This is a genomic window from Labrenzia sp. ATLA3, assembly GCF_057180185.1.
In genome coordinates this window covers 182479-203002 of the sequence record NZ_JBXUKV010000001.1, presented here as the reverse complement: position 1 = coordinate 203002, position 20524 = coordinate 182479, and the positions used below count along the sequence as shown (strand labels likewise).

At 56.6% G+C, this 20524-nt stretch carries 17 protein-coding genes; 11 read left to right on the top strand and 6 right to left on the bottom strand.

Annotation, left to right across the window (positions count from 1 at the left end):
- Position 1: 1 nt before the first annotated feature.
- The 5 genes from AC2A6O_RS00930 to AC2A6O_RS00910 form a co-directional block, all read right to left on the bottom strand.
- On the bottom strand, positions 2-1075 hold the full coding sequence (locus AC2A6O_RS00930; RefSeq protein ID WP_498925385.1) for a lysophospholipid acyltransferase family protein: 1074 nt from the start codon (positions 1073-1075) through the stop codon (positions 2-4).
- On the bottom strand, positions 1072-2502 hold the full coding sequence (locus tag AC2A6O_RS00925; RefSeq protein ID WP_498925384.1) for a cytochrome P450: 1431 nt from the start codon (positions 2500-2502) through the stop codon (positions 1072-1074). The genes AC2A6O_RS00930 and AC2A6O_RS00925 overlap by 4 nt, the downstream gene beginning before the upstream one ends.
- A 58-nt stretch (positions 2503-2560) precedes the next feature.
- The gene (locus tag AC2A6O_RS00920) at positions 2561-2947 is read right to left on the bottom strand and encodes a DUF423 domain-containing protein (protein WP_498925383.1); all 387 of its coding nucleotides are present in this window, start codon (positions 2945-2947) and stop codon (positions 2561-2563) included.
- Between the two features lie 71 nt (positions 2948-3018).
- On the bottom strand, positions 3019-5061 hold the full coding sequence (locus AC2A6O_RS00915) for a M3 family metallopeptidase (RefSeq protein WP_498925382.1): 2043 nt from the start codon (positions 5059-5061) through the stop codon (positions 3019-3021).
- A gap of 193 nt (positions 5062-5254) precedes the next feature.
- Positions 5255-5863 (bottom strand): pyridoxamine 5'-phosphate oxidase family protein, encoded by a 609-nt coding sequence (locus AC2A6O_RS00910; protein ID WP_498925381.1) that lies wholly within the window; start codon positions 5861-5863, stop codon positions 5255-5257.
- Between the two features lie 482 nt (positions 5864-6345).
- Here AC2A6O_RS00910 and AC2A6O_RS00905 point away from each other — a divergent pair, with 482 nt between their 5' ends.
- The 7 genes from AC2A6O_RS00905 to lhpI all read left to right on the top strand — a co-directional run bounded on the left by AC2A6O_RS00905 (position 6346) and on the right by lhpI (position 13772).
- Positions 6346-7692 carry a substrate-binding protein gene (locus tag AC2A6O_RS00905; RefSeq protein ID WP_498925380.1) on the top strand — a complete coding sequence of 449 codons (1347 nt, stop codon included), beginning with the start codon at positions 6346-6348 and terminating at the stop codon, positions 7690-7692.
- Between the two features lie 89 nt (positions 7693-7781).
- A complete protein-coding gene (locus AC2A6O_RS00900; RefSeq protein ID WP_148587102.1) occupies positions 7782-8810 on the top strand; it encodes a branched-chain amino acid ABC transporter permease in 1029 nt (342 codons plus the stop codon).
- A 3-nt stretch (positions 8811-8813) separates the two neighbouring features.
- Complete coding sequence (locus AC2A6O_RS00895) at positions 8814-9950, top strand: branched-chain amino acid ABC transporter permease (RefSeq protein WP_148587101.1); 1137 nt, start codon at positions 8814-8816, stop codon at positions 9948-9950.
- Between the two features lie 11 nt (positions 9951-9961).
- Entirely contained in the window at positions 9962-10717 is a 756-nt protein-coding gene (locus AC2A6O_RS00890; RefSeq protein ID WP_148587100.1) for an ABC transporter ATP-binding protein, read from the top strand.
- On the top strand, positions 10714-11493 hold the full coding sequence (locus AC2A6O_RS00885) for an ABC transporter ATP-binding protein (protein WP_148587099.1): 780 nt from the start codon (positions 10714-10716) through the stop codon (positions 11491-11493). The genes AC2A6O_RS00890 and AC2A6O_RS00885 overlap by 4 nt, the downstream gene beginning before the upstream one ends.
- A gap of 132 nt (positions 11494-11625) precedes the next feature.
- Positions 11626-12726, top strand: coding sequence for a calcium:cation antiporter (locus tag AC2A6O_RS00880; protein ID WP_498925379.1), 1101 nt, complete (start codon positions 11626-11628; stop codon positions 12724-12726).
- Positions 12727-12827: 101 nt separating this feature from the next.
- On the top strand, positions 12828-13772 hold the full coding sequence (gene lhpI, locus AC2A6O_RS00875; RefSeq protein WP_498925377.1) for a bifunctional Delta(1)-pyrroline-2-carboxylate/Delta(1)-piperideine-2-carboxylate reductase: 945 nt from the start codon (positions 12828-12830) through the stop codon (positions 13770-13772).
- A gap of 34 nt (positions 13773-13806) precedes the next feature.
- Here the strand turns inward: lhpI and AC2A6O_RS00870 are convergent, their stop codons facing one another.
- Positions 13807-14658: a GNAT family N-acetyltransferase gene (locus AC2A6O_RS00870; protein ID WP_498925376.1), complete on the bottom strand. Its 852-nt coding sequence runs from the start codon at positions 14656-14658 to the stop codon at positions 13807-13809.
- A 393-nt stretch (positions 14659-15051) separates the two neighbouring features.
- Here AC2A6O_RS00870 and AC2A6O_RS00865 point away from each other — a divergent pair, with 393 nt between their 5' ends.
- From AC2A6O_RS00865 to AC2A6O_RS00850, 4 genes are all read left to right on the top strand, one after another.
- Positions 15052-17667: a caspase family protein gene (locus AC2A6O_RS00865; protein WP_498925375.1), complete on the top strand. Its 2616-nt coding sequence runs from the start codon at positions 15052-15054 to the stop codon at positions 17665-17667.
- Between the two features lie 20 nt (positions 17668-17687).
- A complete protein-coding gene (locus tag AC2A6O_RS00860) occupies positions 17688-18020 on the top strand; it encodes a hypothetical protein (protein ID WP_498925374.1) in 333 nt (110 codons plus the stop codon).
- A gap of 24 nt (positions 18021-18044) precedes the next feature.
- Positions 18045-19670: a caspase family protein gene (locus AC2A6O_RS00855; RefSeq protein WP_498925373.1), complete on the top strand. Its 1626-nt coding sequence runs from the start codon at positions 18045-18047 to the stop codon at positions 19668-19670.
- A gap of 229 nt (positions 19671-19899) precedes the next feature.
- Positions 19900-20511 (top strand): hypothetical protein, encoded by a 612-nt coding sequence (locus AC2A6O_RS00850; protein ID WP_498925906.1) that lies wholly within the window; start codon positions 19900-19902, stop codon positions 20509-20511.
- Positions 20512-20524 lie beyond the last annotated feature (13 nt).

Below are 20524 nucleotides of genomic sequence, written 5' to 3'. Positions count from 1 at the left end.
TCTAGCGCCTGCTGGCCTGGTTCTTATTGCTCAAAGCTTTGATATAGGCACTTTGGGCGTATTCTGCGGGTAACCTCAGTTCGCTCAACATGTACCATTCTTCGATGTGTTTGAGGACGACTGGCTCGAACACATCGTTCATGGACTGAACAGTTTCCCGAACATCGTAGCTGTCGCGGCCTTCTTGCCTTTCCAGGGGCGGCAGAAGGACCATCCTGAAACGGGCCGGTCCAAGCCGGGTCAGATAGGTCGGGATGATGGTACCGCCGCAGGAGTTGGCGAGTTTTACCGCAACAACCGCATTTCCCTTGGTCGGCAGCGGACGGCCGAAACACGGTAGATGAACCTGTTTGTCGCGAACTTCATCTACGAATATGGTCATGGAATACCTGCCACTGGTCATCAACCGGTGCAGCCGATAGGCGCTTCGCTGGCCTGGTGGGAAGAGATACTGGTTCCGTTCCTTGCGGATGGCATGAACGATGCGGTTCTTGAAGCGGTTTGGTTCCGGTTGAAACGGTCCAATACTCGGTCCGGCAAGACCCTCGTGGATTGCAACGAAAAGCGCTTCCCACGTGGCAAGATGCATGGAAGTGAAGATCACCGGCGCGCAATTGGACTGCGCATCTTTCAGATGTTCTAGTCCTTCTACTTCAATCTGAGCGATTTTCCATAACCTATTGACAATACAGAACTCTGATATTGTCCGCCCGATGTTACGCCACCACCTGTCCAGTCCCGCTGCCTGGTCTGCTTCATCGCTCCAGCGGCCCGGGGTCAGGGTTTCAAAGTTCCAGCTGATACGCTGTGGAAACAGCTTGTCGCGATAGGACCAGCGCATCATCGGTACGAGCAGATTGCCGAAGCCCGAGACGAAGGTCGGGGGACACACTTTCAGCACATGATGAAAAACGCTGTTGAGTACACCGTCTTTCACATGACGGAGCCAGTGAAGGCGAGCGGCCTCCCGCTTTGCCTCATCCTGAGATAAGACATCACGCAGGCGAGGGGCAGCCGGCTCATCCGCCAGGGTTTCGGCGAAGGCTATATCTTCCAGCCGTGTCTGTTTCGTCATCTATGGCGCGGGTGCAGCGTCATCGGCAGGTTTTCGCCCGGGCGTAGTGTCAGCCGGGCGACCGGTTGCACGTCCGTTCCCTCTTTCAACTTCAGCTCAAAATCCTGAGCGAGAATAGCCAGACTGAGAATGGCTTCCGTCATGCCGAACTGAAGTCCGGCACAAATGCGTGGCCCGATGCTGAAGGGCACATAGCCATATTTGTTGGGCTTCTTCGACTTCGGATCAAGGAACCGTCCCGGATAAAAGACATCCGGTTTTGACCACAGCACCGGATTGCGGTGCATCAGCCATGGCACCACCATGACCAGGGACCCCTTGGGAACGGATTTGCCGCCAATGCTGGTGTCCGCCATTGCTTCGCGTGCAAGGATCGGTACCGGCGGGTAAAGCCGCAAGGTCTCTTCAATCACAGCCTTGGTGTAAGGCAGATTCGGAACGTCCTGGAATGTCGGTGACCGGCCGGCAAGGACCGTATCGAGTTCGGCCTGTAGTTTGGCGCGGCTCTTATCGCATTGGGACAGCAGGAACCAGGCCCAGGCGAGTGTGTTGGCGGTTGTCTCATGTCCGGCCATGAAGATGACCGCCGCTTCGCTGATGATCGCGTCGCGGCTGAGCGGCTCACCGTTTTCATCTCTCGCGTCCAGCAGGCCTCCAATGACGGATGCCTCACCATTTCCCTTTTGCGCTTCGTAGCTGGCGATAATCTTGTCGAGCACCGTCATGATACGCTCGACAGGCTTTTTGATCGCGCGGCCACGAAAGCGCGGCAGCCACTCGGGCAGACCGAGCAGGGACAGAATATCGATCTGGTCGATATGGCGCTGGTAATCTGAAAAACCCTGAACGACTTCCGCAGCATAGTCCTTTCCGAGTTGCCGTCCGAAAATGGTTCGGCAAATGATTTCTGCGGTCAGGTGTGCCATGTCGGCCAGTGCGTCAACTTCAACACCTTCGCCCTGGGTAGCCCAGTCGGCGCGTTTTTCCTCAATGGTTTCGATCATGATCGGAGCGAAGCCTCTGACCCGCGAGCCGTGGATGATCGGCGCTACCACCTTGCGGCGTCTGGCCCAGGTCTCCGTATCACTGATGAACAGTCCGTCGCCGAGCAAAGGCTGGAGCGCATGGCGCATTTGTGGGCTTTTGCGTTGCAGCACTTCATGATTGGTCTGAAACGCCTCGCGCACCACGTCCGGCCGGTTGCAGATTACCAGTTCCCGCGTGAAGATCTTTTTGCTTCTGAGGCGGCCTTGAAAATCGTCAACACCCCAGATGGAAAGGAAATTGCGCTTGGCCATCCCGATCAGACTCCAGACCGGCGGCATTTTTTCATAGCGGAACGGGTAGGGCGGCACGAAGTCTTTGGCTTTGGCGGTTGTTGCTCCGCCCTTGCGGGTGTCACCTGAATTTTGCGCGGAAACAGTCACTAAAAAAATCCGAATTCGGTCTGGTTTTACCTGGAATAACTTACCAGATGGCTTTTAGTCACTTGGGTCGAACACGTAAAGCACAGAGCGCGAGCACCAGCCATCCAAGGATCACCATCATGCCGCCGATCGGAGCGGACATCGGAAAGAGGCGCCTTTCCAGAAAGGCGCGCATCAGCAGATCACCACAGAAAAGGGTGAGGCCGGCAGCAAGCAACGCCAGAACGACGGGAAGAAGCGGCACCCGCCGAACTTGAGCGAGTAGGCCGAGACCCAGAATGACCGGCGCGTGAAACAGAAGCATATGTGCGACGGTTTCGATTAGGCTCGATGCGTTGGCATGGGCGGAAAGCGCCAGGCTCACGACACCGCCAGCACCCAGGATGCCGGCCAGGATCAGGCCCACTCTGAGCATTGGGGCAGTTGCGATGGCCTGTGGCTGCATAATGGTGATGTCCGGTGCTTGGGAAAAATTTGCCCGCCGAGTTGACCCGGCGAGCAATGATTATGAGTTGATCAGGCGGCGAACCCGCGCTTTTCCAGAAGAGCATCAATTCGGGGAGCTCTGCCCCGGAATGCCAGGTAAGCAGCTTCCGGGTCCTGTCGGCCACCGGCAGAGTAGATGTGAGTCAGCAGTTTTTCTGCCGTTTCCGGATCGAACACATTGTCCTTCTCCTCGAAGGCTTCGAAAGCATCCGCATCCATGACTTCCGACCACATGTAGCTGTAATACCCGGCAGAATAACCATCGCCCGAAAAGACATGCTGAAAGTGCGGAATGCGATGCCGCATCGTGATGGCACGCGGCATGCCAATCTTGCCGAGCTCTTCCTTTTCAAAGGCTGCAATATCGAGTTCAGATGTCGCGTCCAACTGATGCAGTTCGAGATCCATCAGTGCGGAAGCGGTGTATTCGACAGTTGCAAAACCTTGGTTGAAATTGGCGGCAGCGAGCAGCTTGTCGAGAAGCGCCTCAGGCATCGGCTCGCCAGTTTTGTAATGAACTGCATATTTCGAAAGCACTTCGGGCTGGGACAGCCAGTGTTCGTAAAGCTGCGACGGCAACTCGACGAAATCGCGCGAAACGCTGGTGCCCGAGATGATCGGGTAGGTGACGTTCGACAGAAGCCCGTGAAGGCCGTGACCAAACTCGTGAAACAGCGTGCGGGCGTCATCGAAGGTCAGGAGTGTGGCCTGCCCCTTGGCGCCTTTGGAGAAGTTCATCACATTGACGATAATCGGCGTGACGTCGCCCTCCAGCCTGTGCTGTGAGCGGAAAGCACTCATCCAGGCACCGGACCGTTTCGATGAACGTGCGAAATAGTCTCCAAGGAAGAGACCCACATGTTCGCCATCCTTGTCGAAAACTTCAAACACCCGAACATCGGGATGGTAGACCGGCACGTCTTTCAGTTCTTTGAAAGAAAGCCCGAAGAGACGCGTTGCGGTGTCAAAGGCGGCTTGGATTATGTTTTCAAGCTGCAGATATGGCTTCAGTTCCGTTTCATCCAGATCGTGCTCCGCCTTGCGGACTTTTTCTGAATAAAAGCGCCAGTCCCAGGCTTCTATCGAATGGTTTTCGCCGGCACTGCGTGCCATTTCCGCCAGCTTGGCTTCTTCTTCCCTGGCCTGGGCGACAGCCGGTTCCCAAACTTTTTCGAGCAAACCTCTGACATTGTCAGGCGTTTTGGCCATCGTGTCGTCGAGCTTGAATTCCGCAAAATTCTTGAAACCCAACATCCGGGCTTTCTCGTCCCGTAGCTTGAGCGTTTCGATGATAATGGCCTGGTTGTCTGTCTGGCCTCCGTTTTCGCCGCGGGCAGACCAGGCTTTGAAGGCTTCTTCGCGCAGGCGCCGGTTCGTGGAAAACTGCAGGAAGGGCTCGATAGAAGATCGGGAAAGCGTGATGAGGTGTTTTCCATCCAAGCCGCGTTCGTTTGCAGCTTCGGCAGCCGACGTCAGCAGAAAGTCCGGCAGTCCGGCAAGGTCTTCCTCGGTTTCCAGAACAAGCTGATAGTCTGCCTCATCCTTGAGAACGTTTTGGGAAAAGTTGGTGCCGAGGGTGGCGAGCCTTTGCGAAATTTCCGCCATCCGTGCCTTGCCCGCCTCGTCGAGACCAGCTCCGGCGCGCTGAAACATTTTCTGATACCGCTCCAGAACGCGTGCATCCTCGGCATTGAGGCCGAGCGTATCCCTCTGTTCCCACAGCGCCTCGATACGGCTGTACAGCTTGGAGTTCAGCAGCATTTCCGATGAGTGCTTGGCAAGTTTGGGTGCGACGTCGCGTTCGATCTTTTGCAAAGCCTCGTTGGTATGGGCGCCGCTCAGGTTGAAGAACGTTCTTGCAACCTTCGTAAGCGTCTTTCCCGAGGTTTCGAGAGCGACAATGGTGTTCTCGAATGTCGGCGGCGCATCCTGGTTGGCAATCCTGTCGGTGTCTGCCTGGGCTTCTGCCATGGCAACGTCGAACGCTTCCTCGAAGTGCTCTGGAGCGATGGCTTCAAAGGGCGGCAGGTCGAACGGTGTGGTCCAGTCGGCAAGAAGCGGATTCGCGGTCATTTGAGCCTCGGAAGGTAGCAAGAGAGATGTGAGCGACATATGGCGTAGTTTAATGCCGGTTCCAAGCACTTGGCTGCCAAATTTTCGATCGAGCCCACGCCGGCAGCGTTCAGTATGGAAAGCCTGGAAAGGTGAAGACCTCTGCTATGTGTGTTGCCGGTTGGTTGATGCGGCTGCAAAGGCCTGGAGATTTCTACCACATGGAGGTTTTCGCACGCTCAGGCCATTCCTGATCATAGGTTTCGCCATCGAAACTTGATTTGATTTCCTGCATGATTGCACCGGGTGTCGGTAGATCTCCCTTGGCAATTCTGTTCTCGGGGGCCCAAAGACCGGCGCGCATGATCGCCCGGGCACATTGAAAGTAGACAGAGCCGACCGTGACGACGATGACGGAACGCGGCAAATGGCCTTCCTTTTCGAAGCTGGCGATAAGGTCTTCGTCGACAGAGACGACCGCCTTGCCGTTGATCCTCAGAACGTTGTTCCAGCCGGGCACCATGAACATGAGCGAGACGCGCGGATCGCGAACGATATTGCGCAGTGAGTCGATCCGGTTGTTTCCGCGCCTGTCGGGCATCAGCAGGGTCCGGTCATCTCTTATCCTGACAACCATTCCGTCGTCTCCGCGCGGAGAACAATCCAGCCCTTCTGGCCCGCTGGTTGCGAGCGTGCAGAAGCTCGACGCTTCAATAATGGTTCGGTAAGCTGGGCTCAGGTGGTCGATTTCCTTGACTAGGGACGCTTCACCGGCCGTGCCGTAATGTGCGTGAAGGTCCTCAAGGGAGGTGAGGATGCTCATGTAAGTGAATCCGGGCGGTTTGCGCAAAAGAAGGCGAGGGCCGCAGCTTATCCGTCCGGATTGGTCACCGTCAATTTTGCACCGGAGGCACTCGGACCTTCATATGGCATTGCACTTTGGTCTAACGCCTTGAATTCTTGGAATTTTGACTTCTTCCGTTAAGGTAATTTTGCATTGCGGTAAAAGAGAGGCGCAAGTAGCTGAATTTGAACAATATTAAAAATGATGCAATGCAAAATTGATCGATAGAAAAATCGTGTATTCGCTGAAAATACTTCAAAAGTATAATGACTGTTTGGGGCTAGTCGATCCGATAGTCGTATTGCTGTTTTGTAGATGAATTTTTTACAGTCATTGCAGCTTGCAGTTTTGGTTCGGAGGAATCGGGTTCCCACACGGGAAAAAGCCGGAATTGCTTGCAGCTGTACAGCTATTGCAGGCGTGCCCGAGGTGGGCACGCAACGCCTTTCTGGGAGGAAAGTATGAGCTTTATTCGTAAACCCCTCAATCGTCGCTCCATTTTGCGCGCTGGTGCTCTGGGCGGTGCCGCTTTGGCAACACCGACCATTTTCACAAGCCGCGCATGGTCTGCCGGTTATCTCAACGAGCCGACCGGCGCTGAAGTCGTTCTTGGCTTCAACGTTCCGCAGACCGGCGCTTACGCCGACGAAGGGGCAGACGAACTGCGGGCCTATCAGTTGGCTGTGAAACACCTGAACGGTGAAGGCGACGGCGGCCTGTTGAACACCTTCTCGTCCAAGGAGCTTCAGGGCAACGGCGTCAATGGCAAGAAGGTTGCCTTCGTAACCGGTGACACGCAGACCAAATCCGATGCGGCCCGTGCATCCGCAAAGCGCATGATCGAAAAAGACGGCGCTGTCATGATTACCGGTGGTTCGTCCTCCGGCGTGGCGATTGCCGTGCAGTCGCTCTGCCAGGAAGCTGGCGTCATCTTCATGGCCGGCCTGACCCACTCCAACGACACCACCGGCAAGGACAAGCGCAAGAACGGTTTCCGGCACTTCTTCAATACTGAAATGTCCGGCGCTGCGCTGGCTCCGGTGCTGAAGAACGCCTATGGCACCGACCGCAAGGCCTATCATCTGACCGCCGACTACACCTGGGGCTGGTCTCAGGAAGAATCCATCAAGAAGTACACCGAAGGCATGGGCTGGGAGACGGCAGCTGCCGTACGTACGCCGCTTGGCGCAGGTGACTTCTCGCAGTACATCACGCCGGTTCTGAACTCCGGTGCCGACGTTCTGGTCCTGAACCACTACGGCAAGGACATGGTGAACTCCCTGACCCAGGCCGTTCAGTTCGGTCTGCGTGACAAGCAGGTCAACGGCAAGGAGTTCGTGATTGTCGTTCCGCTGTATTCCCGCCTGATGGCACAGGGTGCCGGTGATAACGTGAAGGGCATCTTCGGTTCCACCAACTGGCACTGGTCGCTGCAGGATGAAGGTTCCAAGGCTTTTGTGAAATCCTTCGGCCAGGAATACGGCTTCCCGCCGAGCCAGGCTGCCCACACCTGCTACGTGCAGACACTGCTTTATGCCGATGCTGCGCAGCGGGCAGGCACGTTCGATCCCTGCGCGATTGCCGCAGCCCTCGAAGGTTTCGAATTCGACGGCATGGGCAACGGCCCGACACTTTATCGCGCCGCAGACCACCAGTGCTTCAAGGACGTTCTGGTTGTGAAGGGTAAGGAAAACCCGACCTCCCAGTTCGACCTTCTGGAAGTGGTGGAAATCACTCCGCGTTCGCAGGTTGAATACCCGGCAGAGATGCTCGGTGGCGAACTCGGCGCGTGCAACAACGGCGCATAAGCCCTTGAACGTTTGCAGCCGCCGGAGGGTCTCCGCCGGCGGCTGCTGCTTATCAAGAGGCAAGTGACGCAGCAGATAGCGGCAAAACCATGGATGTGATTATTCTTCAACTGCTGAACGGGTTGGACAAGGGCGGAGCCTATGCGCTGATCGCTCTCGGGCTGACCCTGATTTTCGGAACCCTCGGGGTCGTCAACTTCGCGCACGGTGCCTTGTTCATGCTGGGTGCGTTCTGCGCGGTAACGTTCAACAAGCTGCTCAGCCTGGAGATCGTGACCACGGACCCGACCAAGACAACGGCCTGGGGCACTCCTCTCGAGATTCGGACCCCGTACATTGAAGCTTATCTCGGCGATTTCGGTCACTGGGTTCTCAATTACTCGGTGCCGTTTTCCATCCTGCTTGCCATTCCCGTCATGCTGCTTTTCGGCTTCATCATGGAACGTGGCCTGATCAAGCACTTTTATAACCGGGCGCATGCCGATCAGATCCTCGTTACGTTCGGTCTGGCCATTGTCCTTCAGGAAATCATCAAGTCGATTTTCGGGGCCAACCCGATCCCGCAAGCAGCGCCCGACGCTGTGCGGGGTGCCGCAGACATTGGCGCTGCCCTCGGTATGGATCCAGGTGTGATCGTCTATCCTTACTGGCGCATGGTCTATCTTGCCTTTGCAGGCGCAGTCGTCGCGGCCGTGTTTGCCTTTCTGCAATTCACCACATTCGGCATGGTCGTGCGTGCCGGCATGGCTGACCGCCATACGGTCGGGCTGCTCGGCATCAACATCGAACGCCGTTTCACCATTGTTTTCGCGATTGCTGCCGTGGTCGCCGGTCTGGCCGGGGTCATGTATACGCCGATCCTGCCTCCGGACTATCACATGGGGATGGACTTCCTTGTCCTCAGCTTCGTCGTGGTGGTGGTTGGTGGCATGGGCTCGCTGCCGGGTGCGGTTGCTGCAGGTTTCCTGCTTGGCATCCTGCAGTCCTTCGCGTCGATGAACGAAATCAAGGCCATCCTGCCTGGCATCGATCAGATCATCATCTATCTCGTTGCCGTGGTCATTCTTCTCGTGCGTCCGCGCGGGCTGATGGGCCGCAAGGGCGTCATGGAGAACTAAGAAATGTCAGCAAAAACATCTCCTGCACGCGACTACATCCTCTTTGCGGTCTTCGCTGTCGCGGTGCTGACCATGCCGATCTGGCTCGCGCCTATCGGCGCCGGTTATCCCGATCTTCTCCAGAAGTTTGCAATCTTCGGTCTCTTTGCAACCGGGTTCAACATTCTGTTCGGTCTGACGGGATACCTGTCCTTCGGTCACGCAGCCTTTCTGGGTGTCGGGTCATATACCGCGGTCTGGACGTTCAAGCTGCTTGGAATGAACCCGGTCCCTGCCGCAATCATGGCGATCATCGCGTCCGGTATCTTCGCGCTTGGCATTGGCTACGTTTCGCTGCGCCGGTCGGGCATCTACTTCTCGATCCTGACGCTGGCGTTTGCCCAGATGTCTTACAATCTGGCCTATTCGGTTCTGACACCGATCACCAACGGCGAAACCGGCCTGCGTGTTCTGCGTAGCGACCCACGCCTGTTTGATGGCAAGGGCGCTGAACAAGGGCCGTTGATCGCAAACCTGTTCGGAATTGATATGACCGGGTGGGGCGGGTTTTACTTCTGCGCAGTCATCCTGTTGATTGGCTTCTTCATCGCCCAGCGGATCTTCCGTTCGCCTTTCGGCATCATGCTGCGCGCCGTGAAGACCAACCAGAACCGCATGACCTACACCGGCCTCAATCCGCGTCCCTACACACTGGCGGCGTTTGTGATCTCTGGCATGTATGCAGGCCTCGCCGGAGCTTTGATGTGCATCACGGATCCGCTCGCAGGTGCTGAGCGCATGCAGTGGACCGCGTCCGGGGAGGTTGTTCTCATGACCATTCTCGGCGGTGCGGGCACATTGCTCGGTCCAATCTTCGGTGCAGCCCTGATCAAGTATTTCGAGAATATCTTCTCAGCCTTCAACGAGCAGACCCTGCACGAGATTTTCAGTTTCCTTCCGGATTTTATCGAAGGGCCGGTCATTTCCGTTGCAGGCCTGTTCGTCGGTGAAGGCTGGCATCTCACGCTCGGTGTTCTCTTCATGCTGATCGTTATCTTCTTGCCTGGTGGCATCATGGAAGGCGTGTCCAGGATCGGCAAGCTGTTCAAGCGGTCGTCCGGCAAGTCCGAGCCGAACCGCGCAACGGCCCCTGCAGAGTAAGGAACAAGAAAATGGAAATCCTACGTGTAGAGGGCGTCAACAAGTCGTTCGGCGGTTTGAGAGCTCTCAACAATGTCAACTTTTCAGTTGAGCAGGGCACAGTTCACGCGATCATCGGACCGAACGGTGCAGGCAAGTCGACCTTCCTGAACTGCATGATTGGCCGGTTGGTGCCGGATACGGGCACCGTCAAGTTCGGTAATGTCTCGCTGACAGGCATGAAGCCCTACGAGATCAACCAGGTCGGGGTATCGCGGGTGTTCCAGACACCGGAAATCTTCGCGGAACTCACTCTCCTGGAAAATGTCATCATTCCAACGATGGCCAAGCGTGACGGCCAGTTTTCGCTGCGACCGTTCAAGCGGCTCGATGGGGATGCGGAGATCCAGGACAAGGCGCTCCACATGCTGGAGGACGTTGGTCTGGCGGAGAAGAAGGACGTCATCTCAGGTTCCCTGTCACGAGGTGACAAGCGCCGGCTTGAACTGGCCATGTGCCTCTCGCAGGATCCGAAGCTTCTGCTTCTCGACGAACCGACTGCGGGCATGTCCCGTGCCGACACGAACAACACGATCGATCTTCTGAAACGTATTGCCGGTCGCGGTATCACCAAGGTGGTCATCGAACATGACATGCATGTCGTGTTCTCGCTGGCCGACAAGGTGACCGTGCTCGCACAGGGAACGATCATTGCGGAAGGCAAACCCGAAGAAATCAAAGGGGATCCGCGCGTGCAGGAAGCTTATCTCGGAGGAGCGCATCTGTGACCCTAATAGACGATCAGTTCAGCGGCAGATCCGCTCCCGGCGTGCCGCCGCGCAAATCAAAAGGCGGGGCCCCGGCGTTTTTCTCGGCGTGGGATCTGCATGCCTACTATGGCGAAAGCTATATTGTTCAGGGTGTCAGCTTTGACATTCGCGAAGGCGAGATTCTCGCTCTTCTTGGCCGTAATGGTGCTGGCAAGACCTCGACATTGCGTGCGATCGCCCGCATGGACGATCCGCAACTAAAGCATGGCGAGATCTGGCTTGATCACAAGCCGCTCCACTCCATGAAGAGCTATCAGGCAGCCCGTCAGGGTGTTGGCCTTGTGCCGGAAGACAGACGCATCATTCCGGGGCTCACAGTTCAGGAAAATCTGGAACTGTCGCAGATCGCCGAGCCTGTTGGCTGGTCTATCGAGCGAATCTACGAGCATTTTCCCCGCCTGGCAGAACGCCGGTCGCAAGAAGCAATCACCATGTCCGGCGGCGAACAGCAGATGCTGGCCGTTGCGCGTATTCTTGCACGCGACATCAAGCTGCTGTTGCTGGACGAGCCCTACGAAGGTCTTGCACCGGTGATCGTTCAGGAGATCGAGCGCATTCTTGAAGGCGTGAAGGATCTCGGAATCACGACCATAATCGTCGAGCAGAACGCGATTGCCGCGCTTCATCTGGCGGACAGGGCTGTCATCCTTGACATGGGCGAAGTTGTGTTCGATGGATCGGCACAGGATGTCCTCGACAATGCCGACTTGCGTCAGGAATACCTGGCGATCTGACCCGCCGAAGTATTTAGGGATAATCGACCGGCGCAATGCGCCGGTCTTTTTTGTTTGCGGGGATTGATTGAAGGTAGTCGCAGCGGCCTATAGTGTGTTCTCAATGCTTTCATTTCTTAATCGGGTTTCTTTGTGACCAGCCTAAAATCGGAATTGCCTAGCTTCGCAGGTTTCGCGGTCTTCGCTGCCTTCATCTTCTCGGGCGATGTGTTAAAACCGGAAACAATCGGGATCGTCCCATCGCTGTTGCTGCTTGCAGTCATTTTCGTGACGGTGATGTGGTGCGCATTTTCGGTTGTCCGGCATGCGGAATGCCTGGCAACACTCCTCGGAGAACCCTTCGGGACATTGATTCTGACACTGGCTGTCATCGGCATCGAGGTTGCGCTGATCGTTGCGGTTATGCTGTCGGGAGACGCCGTGCCGACAATGGCGCGCAACACAATGTTCTCGGTGGTGATGATCGTCCTCAACGGACTGGTTGGGGTGTGTCTTCTGGCGGGAGGTCTGCGTCACAAGAACCAGACCTACAACCTGCAGGGTGCAAATGCATTCCTGTCGGTTCTGGTCCCGCTTGCCATTTTTGCGCTGGTGCTGCCGCGCATTACCCACTCGGCGCCCGGTGGAGAATTATCTCCGTTGCAATCGGTGTTCGATGTCAGCATGTCCTTGCTGCTTTACGGCGTCTTCCTGGCGATCCAGACGGTCACGCACAGTGATATTTTCCGGCAGCCTGATCTCGACGGCGAAGAGGAGGGGCATCATCCTGTAGTCGTCCGGTCAATGCCGTTTCACATCGTTGGTTTGCTTGCTTCTCTGCTGCCGATCATTCTCCTGTCAAAGAAGCTCGCGCTCTATGTCGAATTCGGCATCGAAGGCCTTGGAGCGCCGCTGGCGCTGAGCGGCTTTATCGTCGCAGCTCTCGTCTTGATGCCCGAAGGTCTCAGTGCTCTTCAGGCCGCCCGCGAAAACAAGTTGCAGCGCGCTGTGAATATTTGTCTCGGCTCTGCCGTGGCAACTATCGGTCTGACAGTACCTGCCGTTCTTCTCGTTGGATGGGTCACCGGTTTGAAAATAGAACTTGGACTGGAACCTGCTGAAATCATCTTGCTTGTTCTAACCCTGTTCATCAGCTTGCTGACGTTCGGCAGCAAGGCAACGAATTATCTCCAGGGCGCTGTCCATCTGGCACTTTTCGCCGCTTACGTGATGATGATCTTTGATTTGTCCTGAAATTTCGGCGCCACATAGATTTCAATCAGTCTTTTACTTGGACTGCTCTCGCGAATGTGATTTGTATCCTTAAAAGTTAACTCTCAACAGATTGGCCCAACATGCTGCTTTTGACCGAAAACCAGACCCGCGATGCGTTGCCATTTCCTGATTTGATAGACGCATTGGCAAACATGTTCCGGTCGGGCTGCGTGATGCCGACACGTCATCATCATGACATGGAAGTGCCCGGAGAACCGGATGCAACAGTGCTGTTGATGCCGGCCTGGGTACCGGGAGGCTACGCTGGGGTGAAAGTGGTCAACGTGGTTCCGGGCAATTCAGAACGAAATCTTCCTGCTATTTCCGCGCAATATCTGTTGTCCGATGCCCGGACCGGGGAAATGCTTGGATTGATCGACGGCGGTGAACTGACTGCCCGCCGCACCGCGGCCGCTTCGGCACTGGCTGCCAGTTATCTGGCGCGCTCTGACGCGCGGCACCTGCTGGTTCTGGGGACGGGACGGCTCGCGCCCAACCTCATCGCCGCGCACATGGCCGTTCGTTCCATCGACGAAGTCACCATCTGGGGGCGGTCCAGAGACAAGACCGACGAACTCGTGCGTTCGCTGGCCGAACAGTTTCCGGTGAAGCTCAGGACTGCAGCAAGTTTGAAAGAAGCGCTCGAGGAAGCGGATATCGTGAGCGCTGCGACACTTTCCTCAGAGCCGCTGATAAAGGGGGCTGTATTAAAGCCGGGCACGCATGTCGATCTGGTTGGGGCCTTCAAGCCGAGCATGCGTGAGAGTGACGATGATCTGATCAAACGAGCCGAGATCTTTGTCGATACGCGAGACGGATGCCTGTCTGAAGGCGGCGATATCGTGCAGCCGATCAAGTCCGGTTTGTTGACGCCAGGCGAAATCAAGGCTGATCTTTACGAGCTTTGCCGCAGCGAACACCCTGGCCGGCAGAGCGACGACGAGATCACCATGTTCAAATCCGTCGGCGCTGCCCTGGAAGATCTTGCCGGCGCCATTCTCGCCTATCAGTCCGTCGAACATTGATTGAACGAGCAGAAGGGTGGGGCCGTCCGCGGCCTCAACCCAGTTCGAATGTCGTGATGCCATAGAGCTGGTCAAGCGGCAGATCGGGAACCGGGCCGCGGTACATCCGGAAGGTTTCGAATTCCGGTGACAGCTCGTATTTCTCTGCCATCAGCAGCGCTGCGGCGTTGGGCTCGGGCGTATCCAGGATAACGGTTTGTCCTTTGACCTGGCCGGCGAGCGTGCGGAAGAGGGTGTCGGCGATTTCCGGTTCATCGGCAAACAGCGGCCCGATCTTGAAGCCTTCATGGCACTGGCGGATCACGCCGTAGCCCCTCACATGGCCATCTTCAACAAATGCAAAGCCGCGGCGTGTTTCCAGCATGGGCGCAACCCATGTTTTCAAAAACTCAGTCCGTTCTTCGGGGAAAAAGCGCCGGTCGTAATCCCTGATGCCGGGAAAGAGGCCATGGCCGAGCGGCGCAAGGCGTGGGTCCATGGGGGTATCGCACATCGAAATACCCGCATGACGAATGTTCCGGTACACGGACTTGAAGCCATGCTGGGCATAACTTGCGGTTTGCTCGTTGACCGCATCCAGCCCGATAACCCTCGGTCTCAGGTATTCCATCGCATGGGCCCATATCCGGTGGCCATAGCCCATGGTCCGGAATTCCTGCTTGCAGATGTAAAGTCCGATAAAACCGAATGTCTCGCCGTAGCGCACAGCGGATATGACGTTGATCAGCTTGCCGTCAATTTCGCCGGCGAAGAACCCGTTCGGGTCTGCCTTGAAAAAGGCTGCCCCGTCTTCCAGTCCAGGATTCCATCCTTCCTCCATAGCCAGCTCCAGCGGGATATGGATCTCGTTGTCAGTCAGTTGGCGAATCCTGAATGCGTCAGTCATCTGGCCTCCGAAGAATTTGCAGGCAGTTGTCTCAGGGTAGGATGACTCGGAATGAAAAGAAACACTTGCACCAGAAACGGATTTTAGCCGTACTTACATAAGCTGGCGTCCATTGCGAACGCCGTCTCCCTTGTTTCGGCATTGCAAGTGTGCGTCACTTTCCCCTAGGTTATCTGGCTGTTGGGCACGTCGCATGCTTTGAAGTTGGAAGCGCCTCTATGTGAGTCTTGTCACAGACATGCAGTTCCTCTCGCGCTACAGTTGTGCGCGAATATTAACGCTGAGGATGTTATGCAACGCAGGGATTATCGAGCTCTAGCCACTCAGTTTGGCAAATTAGTGAGCCCCAATAAACCGGCCGTTAAATTGAAGAAAGCTGTCAGGATTGGGCTTTTGAGCCTTCCGGTCGGCATTGCTCTTGCGTTTCCATCCACTGATGTGAACGCTCAAACCGACGACGGCAGGAGAGTAGCGCTGGTCATTGGTAATCAGGATTACCAGTATGTCACGCCACTGGACAATCCCGTCAAGGACACAACGGAAATCGCCAGGATCCTCCGGGAAGCGGACTTCGACGTTACCGTCGGCACCAACTTGGACAAAAAGGATCTGGAGCAGGTCGTCCGCCGCTTCCTTCGTGAGCTGAATGATGGCGATACCGCTCTGTTCTATTACTCAGGTCACGCGCTGCAGGTTGGCGACGCCAATTTCATTCTTCCCGTCGATGCGAAGCTATCGTCTCAATATGATCTGGAGTTCGAAAGCCTTAACGTTTCCAATCTCCTCGACTACATGAAGGCGGCGTCGAGCCTGCAAATCGTCATGCTGGATGCGTGTCGTGACAATCCGTTCGAAATCGCCAGTCTTTTTTGGGGTGAGGAAGAATACTCGCTCGGCAAGACCAGAGGGCTACGCCGGATTCCGAACAAGCTCGGCACTTTCATTTCCTACGCAACGCGTCCGGGTCAGGTTGCCTATGACGGCAAAGGTCCGTTGAGTCCGTTCACATCCTCGGTGGTCGAGAATGCGCTCGATCCGGCGCTCGAAATCAAGGACCTGATGACCAAGGTTCGGGACGATGTGGTGCGCAAGACCGGCGGGCAGCAGATCCCGTATGAGGATTCTACACTCGTCACCAGTTTCTACTTCGTGCCGCCCAAGCCGGCGCCGATCGTGACGGCCCATCATAGAGTGAGTGTCCCGGCATCCGCGGATCCCGTGCCGATTGGAATACCCGAACCGGTCCAGCCCGAAGGCGGATGGCTCAAGGCGAAGCTCACCCTGGTTCCTGAAAAGGGGTCCCTGAAGCTTCCCAGCGGAAGGGCCGTTGCCGAAGGTGACGTAATCGACGCGGCACAGCTTGCCAGTCTCCAGTTCGTCCCGGAAGGTTCCCAGCCAGGCGACGTGGAACTGATTTCCTACGAGGTGGAAGACCAATGGGGCGGGGCAGCGTCGGCGATCGCCTCAATTACCGTGGCGCAGGCTGAAGCGCCGGTTCAGAACAACAAGCCGGATGAAAACCGCACCAAGCGGCTTGAGGCCCTTTTAGCATGGCTTGAAAACGCGGCGTCCAAGGGCGCGGTTGAAGCTGACATCGGTGTTGGCGCTGTACCTGTCTATCCGGAAGCTCCGGTTCAAGATCTGCCGGCCACCAGCGAGTGGCTGAAGGTCGTTTCGGTCGATACCGATCTGCAGCTTTCTTCCGACAGCCGTCTTCTGCAGGCTGGCGACAGGTTCCCTGTCTCTGCACTTGCGTCGTTGACTGTTCGCCCGCAGATCGGCAGCGAACGCGAAGCGCAGAAATTTGCTCTGGAATTGCCAGCTGTCGAAGGCGAGGCAGCTCAAACCATTACGCAGATAGTGCAGCCCCGCGTCACGCAATGCGACCGCCTGGCAACTCAGCCGTTCGATCTGCAGGCCGTGACGGAAGGACGTCTGGCAAATGATCTGGATGCGGCTGCAGTGGATGCAGCCTGTGCGGACGCGATGGCATCTTATCCGGAGATTGGCCGTTTCGTTTTCCAGCGTGGCCGTGGTGCATTTGCCGACGGTAACCTGCAGAAGGCAATCGGCTACTTTGAACAGGCCTACCAGATGGGGCACGTCCGGGCAGGCCAGGTGCTGGGCCGGATGTATTTTCTGGGCGCCGGCATTGACCGTGACCGCAAGAAGGCCGTCGAACTTTATCGCAAGGCTGCGGAGCGCGGCGACGCCTATGCGCTTCATTCCCTTGGAATGGCTGAAATCAAGGGCGAGGGTACCGCACAAAACGAAAAGGACGGGCTGCAGAAACTGCTTCAATCGGTGGAAGCAGGGCACACGTTCTCGTTCAATGCCATCGGTGGGTTCTATCTCAATGGCCAGCACGTGGAAGAAAACATCGACCGTGCCGTTTATTACTACAATCGCTCGGCATCGCGGGATGACATTTACGGCTTCCTGAACGTGGGAACTCTCTATCGCGATGGCAAAGGCGTGCCGCAGGATTATGAAGCGGCACTTGGCTGGTTCATGAAAGCGCACGAAGGTGGCCATCCCGCCGCAGGGACCGCCATCGGACTGCTTTATTACAACGGTCAGGGTGTAGAGAAAAACGACGAAGAGGCGACGCGCTGGTTCCGCGAGAGCGCCCAGCGTGGAGACCCCTGGGGCGCGTTCAACACTGCGTGGATGCTCGGCCAGAAGAATGGAGAAGCTGCCGGGAAGGACCGTGTTCGCATGCTGGCCATGGCAGTGGCTGTCGAACCTTCCTCGCAGGCTGCGGACCAGGCAAGGAAAGCTCTCGGCGAAGCGGGGAAAAACCTCAAGGCGAAGGTGCTGCAGCAAACCCTGACTGACCTTGGTTTCGATCCGGGTCCGGTCGATGGTCAGCCTGGCCGGAAAACCCGTGAGGCCCTTGCGGAGTTTTTCAAAGAATCGGGACGCTCGCCTACCGAAGGCGACGAAGCCCTGATTGCACTGATCAAGCATCAGTGGGAACAGGATCGTCCCAGATATGATCTGTTTTAATCACTGAGGGAGATAGTCAGGTGAAAGCCTTTTTGTACTTATTGCCGGTCACCGGAGTGCTCGGACTGATGCTCGCAGGATGCCAGACACAGCAAAACCCGGCTCCGCAGACAGTAACGCAGCCAGTATCAGCTCCTTCAACGAGCACTCGGGCATCCAGACCCACGTACGACCCGATCAACGACCCAACCGCACGCGATAACGACAATGGCGGTGGCAACAGCGGCGGCGGCAACAGCGGCGGTGGTAATAGTGGCGGCGGTGGCAACAGCGGGGGTGGCAATAGCGGCGGAGGCAGCGGCGGTGGCGGCGGTGGCGGCCCGAGCGGAGGTGGCGGTGGTAGCTGGGGCTGACCTAGCGCAGAAAAGGTAACACCGATGTATGTTTCAATTGGCCTGGCAACCAGACGAGATGTCTGGGCCAGACTGTGCGGCCTGTTTTTCCTTGCAGTGAGCTTCAGCACTTCTGCCGATGCCGGGCAGTGGCGTGCGCTTGTCATTGGCGTGGATGCCTATCAGCATGTATCGCCTTTGAAAGGGGCCGTGAATGACGCCAGAGACATTGCCGAAACATTGACCGCCGCCGGTGTTACCGATCTGACCGCGTTATTCGATGAAGATGCGTCCAGGCAGGCCATCCTGTCTTCCTGGGAAGACATGATTTCCCGATCCGATTCTGACGATGTTCTTGTTTTGTCCTACGCGGGGCATGGAGCCCAGGAGCCCGAATGGGTAAAGGGTTCGGAAGAAGACGGCATGGATGAAGTGTTTCTTCTTGCTGGCTTTGACACTTCTGCTCCGGGAAATGGCGAAAGACTGAGAGACGACGATATCGCTGCAATGCTTCGGGCCGCAGGAGGGCGCAATGTGCTGGTCCTTGCCGACAGCTGCCATTCGGGAACAATGACCCGGTCTGTGGACCCTCGTATCACGAAGTTGGGAACACGGCTGGTCGGTCTGCCTCCATTCGAGAACGATGCCCTGCGCTCTCAAGCTCTTCCCCCCATGCTGGCCGAAAACGCGCCCCAGTCCGGGGACGTTCAGGACCTTCCCAATGTCATCTATGTCGGAGCTACGGTCGACGGACAGGTGATCCCTGAATTGCTGATCGGCGGAGAACCGCGTGGTGCGCTGAGCTGGGCATTTGCGCGGGGTGTTGAGGGAAGGGCAGATCTCGATCGCGATGGCGGAATATCCATGGAGGAGCTTAGCCTGTTTCTGAAGGAAACCGTGCGGGTTGCCACGGAAGGCCGCCAGTCGCCCAGCCTGAGCATCAGCAGTCAAAGCCGCGCCGCTGTCCTGCCACGCGTCAACCAGCAGCTTTTTGTACAGGAAGCAGGTGTGTTGACCCTGTCCGCAAGCACGGACAAGGCCACGCCGGCGTTGCAGCAACTTGCCCACAAACAGGAAGGCCGCTTGAAAGTGGTTGAGGATGGAACGGCGGATCTGTTCTGGGATGTGGAGGAAGGTGACGTCCTGACAAAATTCGGCGACGTGGTGCTGCGTGGCAAGGCGGCAAATATCGACCGGTTTGCGGACGTCGTGACCAAATGGGGCTTTCTTGCCGATCTTTATGCCTTGTCCCGAGAGCGGCAGCCTATCGAAGGAACGCTCCAGCCCTCTGTCGGTCATATACCCGAAGGCGATCCCTTCAAGGTTGGACTTACCTCGGACCAGGCAGGGAATATGGCCGTGTTCGCACTGGAGGCAGATGGCACGCTGCGTCTGCTTGCGCCCAACAAGAAGGCGGACCCGCTGGGTAAAGACACCATGGTCGAGGCGGAAAGGCCCTACGTGCTGAATCTGCGAGCGGCCTTGCCGTTCGGTGCCGATCACATCATCATGGTGCGGTCATCTAAACCGATGCCTCAATTGGTCGGTGTGTTGTCTGCGCTGGACGGTACACCTCTGAGCGCCGAACTGACCCCTAAATTGCTGGAGTTGATCAAGCAAAATGCCGATGCCGTTGGTATCGCAGGTGTCTATACGCAGCCTGCCGGCTAAGGTTTGGGATCGACTACTATCCCGTTGCGGCTGAAATGAATTTTTGTGACCATGGCCACACTCATTTCGCCATGCTCTGGTAATATCGAAAAATAGTCAGCGCCAGGCAGCAACATAATGGCCGGGCGCATTGGAAAGACCAGGGAATCAGGAGCCTTTCATGAAAAAGATTTTGAAGCATGCCTGTTCAAGGCGAAGTCTGCGGAGCACTTGTGCTTTCGCCGGTATGATGTTCGCAGTGTCTGCGGGTTCTGCACTTGCCGACCCGATCGCGCTTGTGCTCGACAAGTCGGAAGATGTTGATGTGTCCGCATTCACAGAACTTAAGCCCGGCGATGTCGTGGAGCTCGGTACCGATGGACATGTCGATCTGCTCGATTATTCGGCGTGTCAGGAAGTAAGGATTCAGGCAGGTGTCCTGAAGGTATCTTCCGAGGGCTATACGACCGAAGGATCTGAGCAACAGGTTCTAAGGGCAGGCAACTGCCTGCAGGCCGACAGCGGAACCGAAAGCGAGAAGGCAGACAAAGGCCTGACTGTTACGCTCCGTGGCCTGACGTTGGAAAACAAGAAAGCCGCGTCACTGATGCTGCGTTTCGACAACAAGTTGCGCGATCAATACGACACTGTCTTCGTTTCCTTCGGTGGAGGCGAACCCAAACGCTTCGACATGCTCGACAACATCCTCACCGACATGCCTGACCGCGAGCCGGAAGACGAGGCCGTTGAAGTTGAGCTGTTCCTGCAGGGCAAGGCACCAGACTATGGTGTCGTCATGCGTACGATCACCATAGACCCGGTCCAGGTCGGACGGAAAACCGCTGTCGTCATCGTGAAATGATATTTGGCGGCCG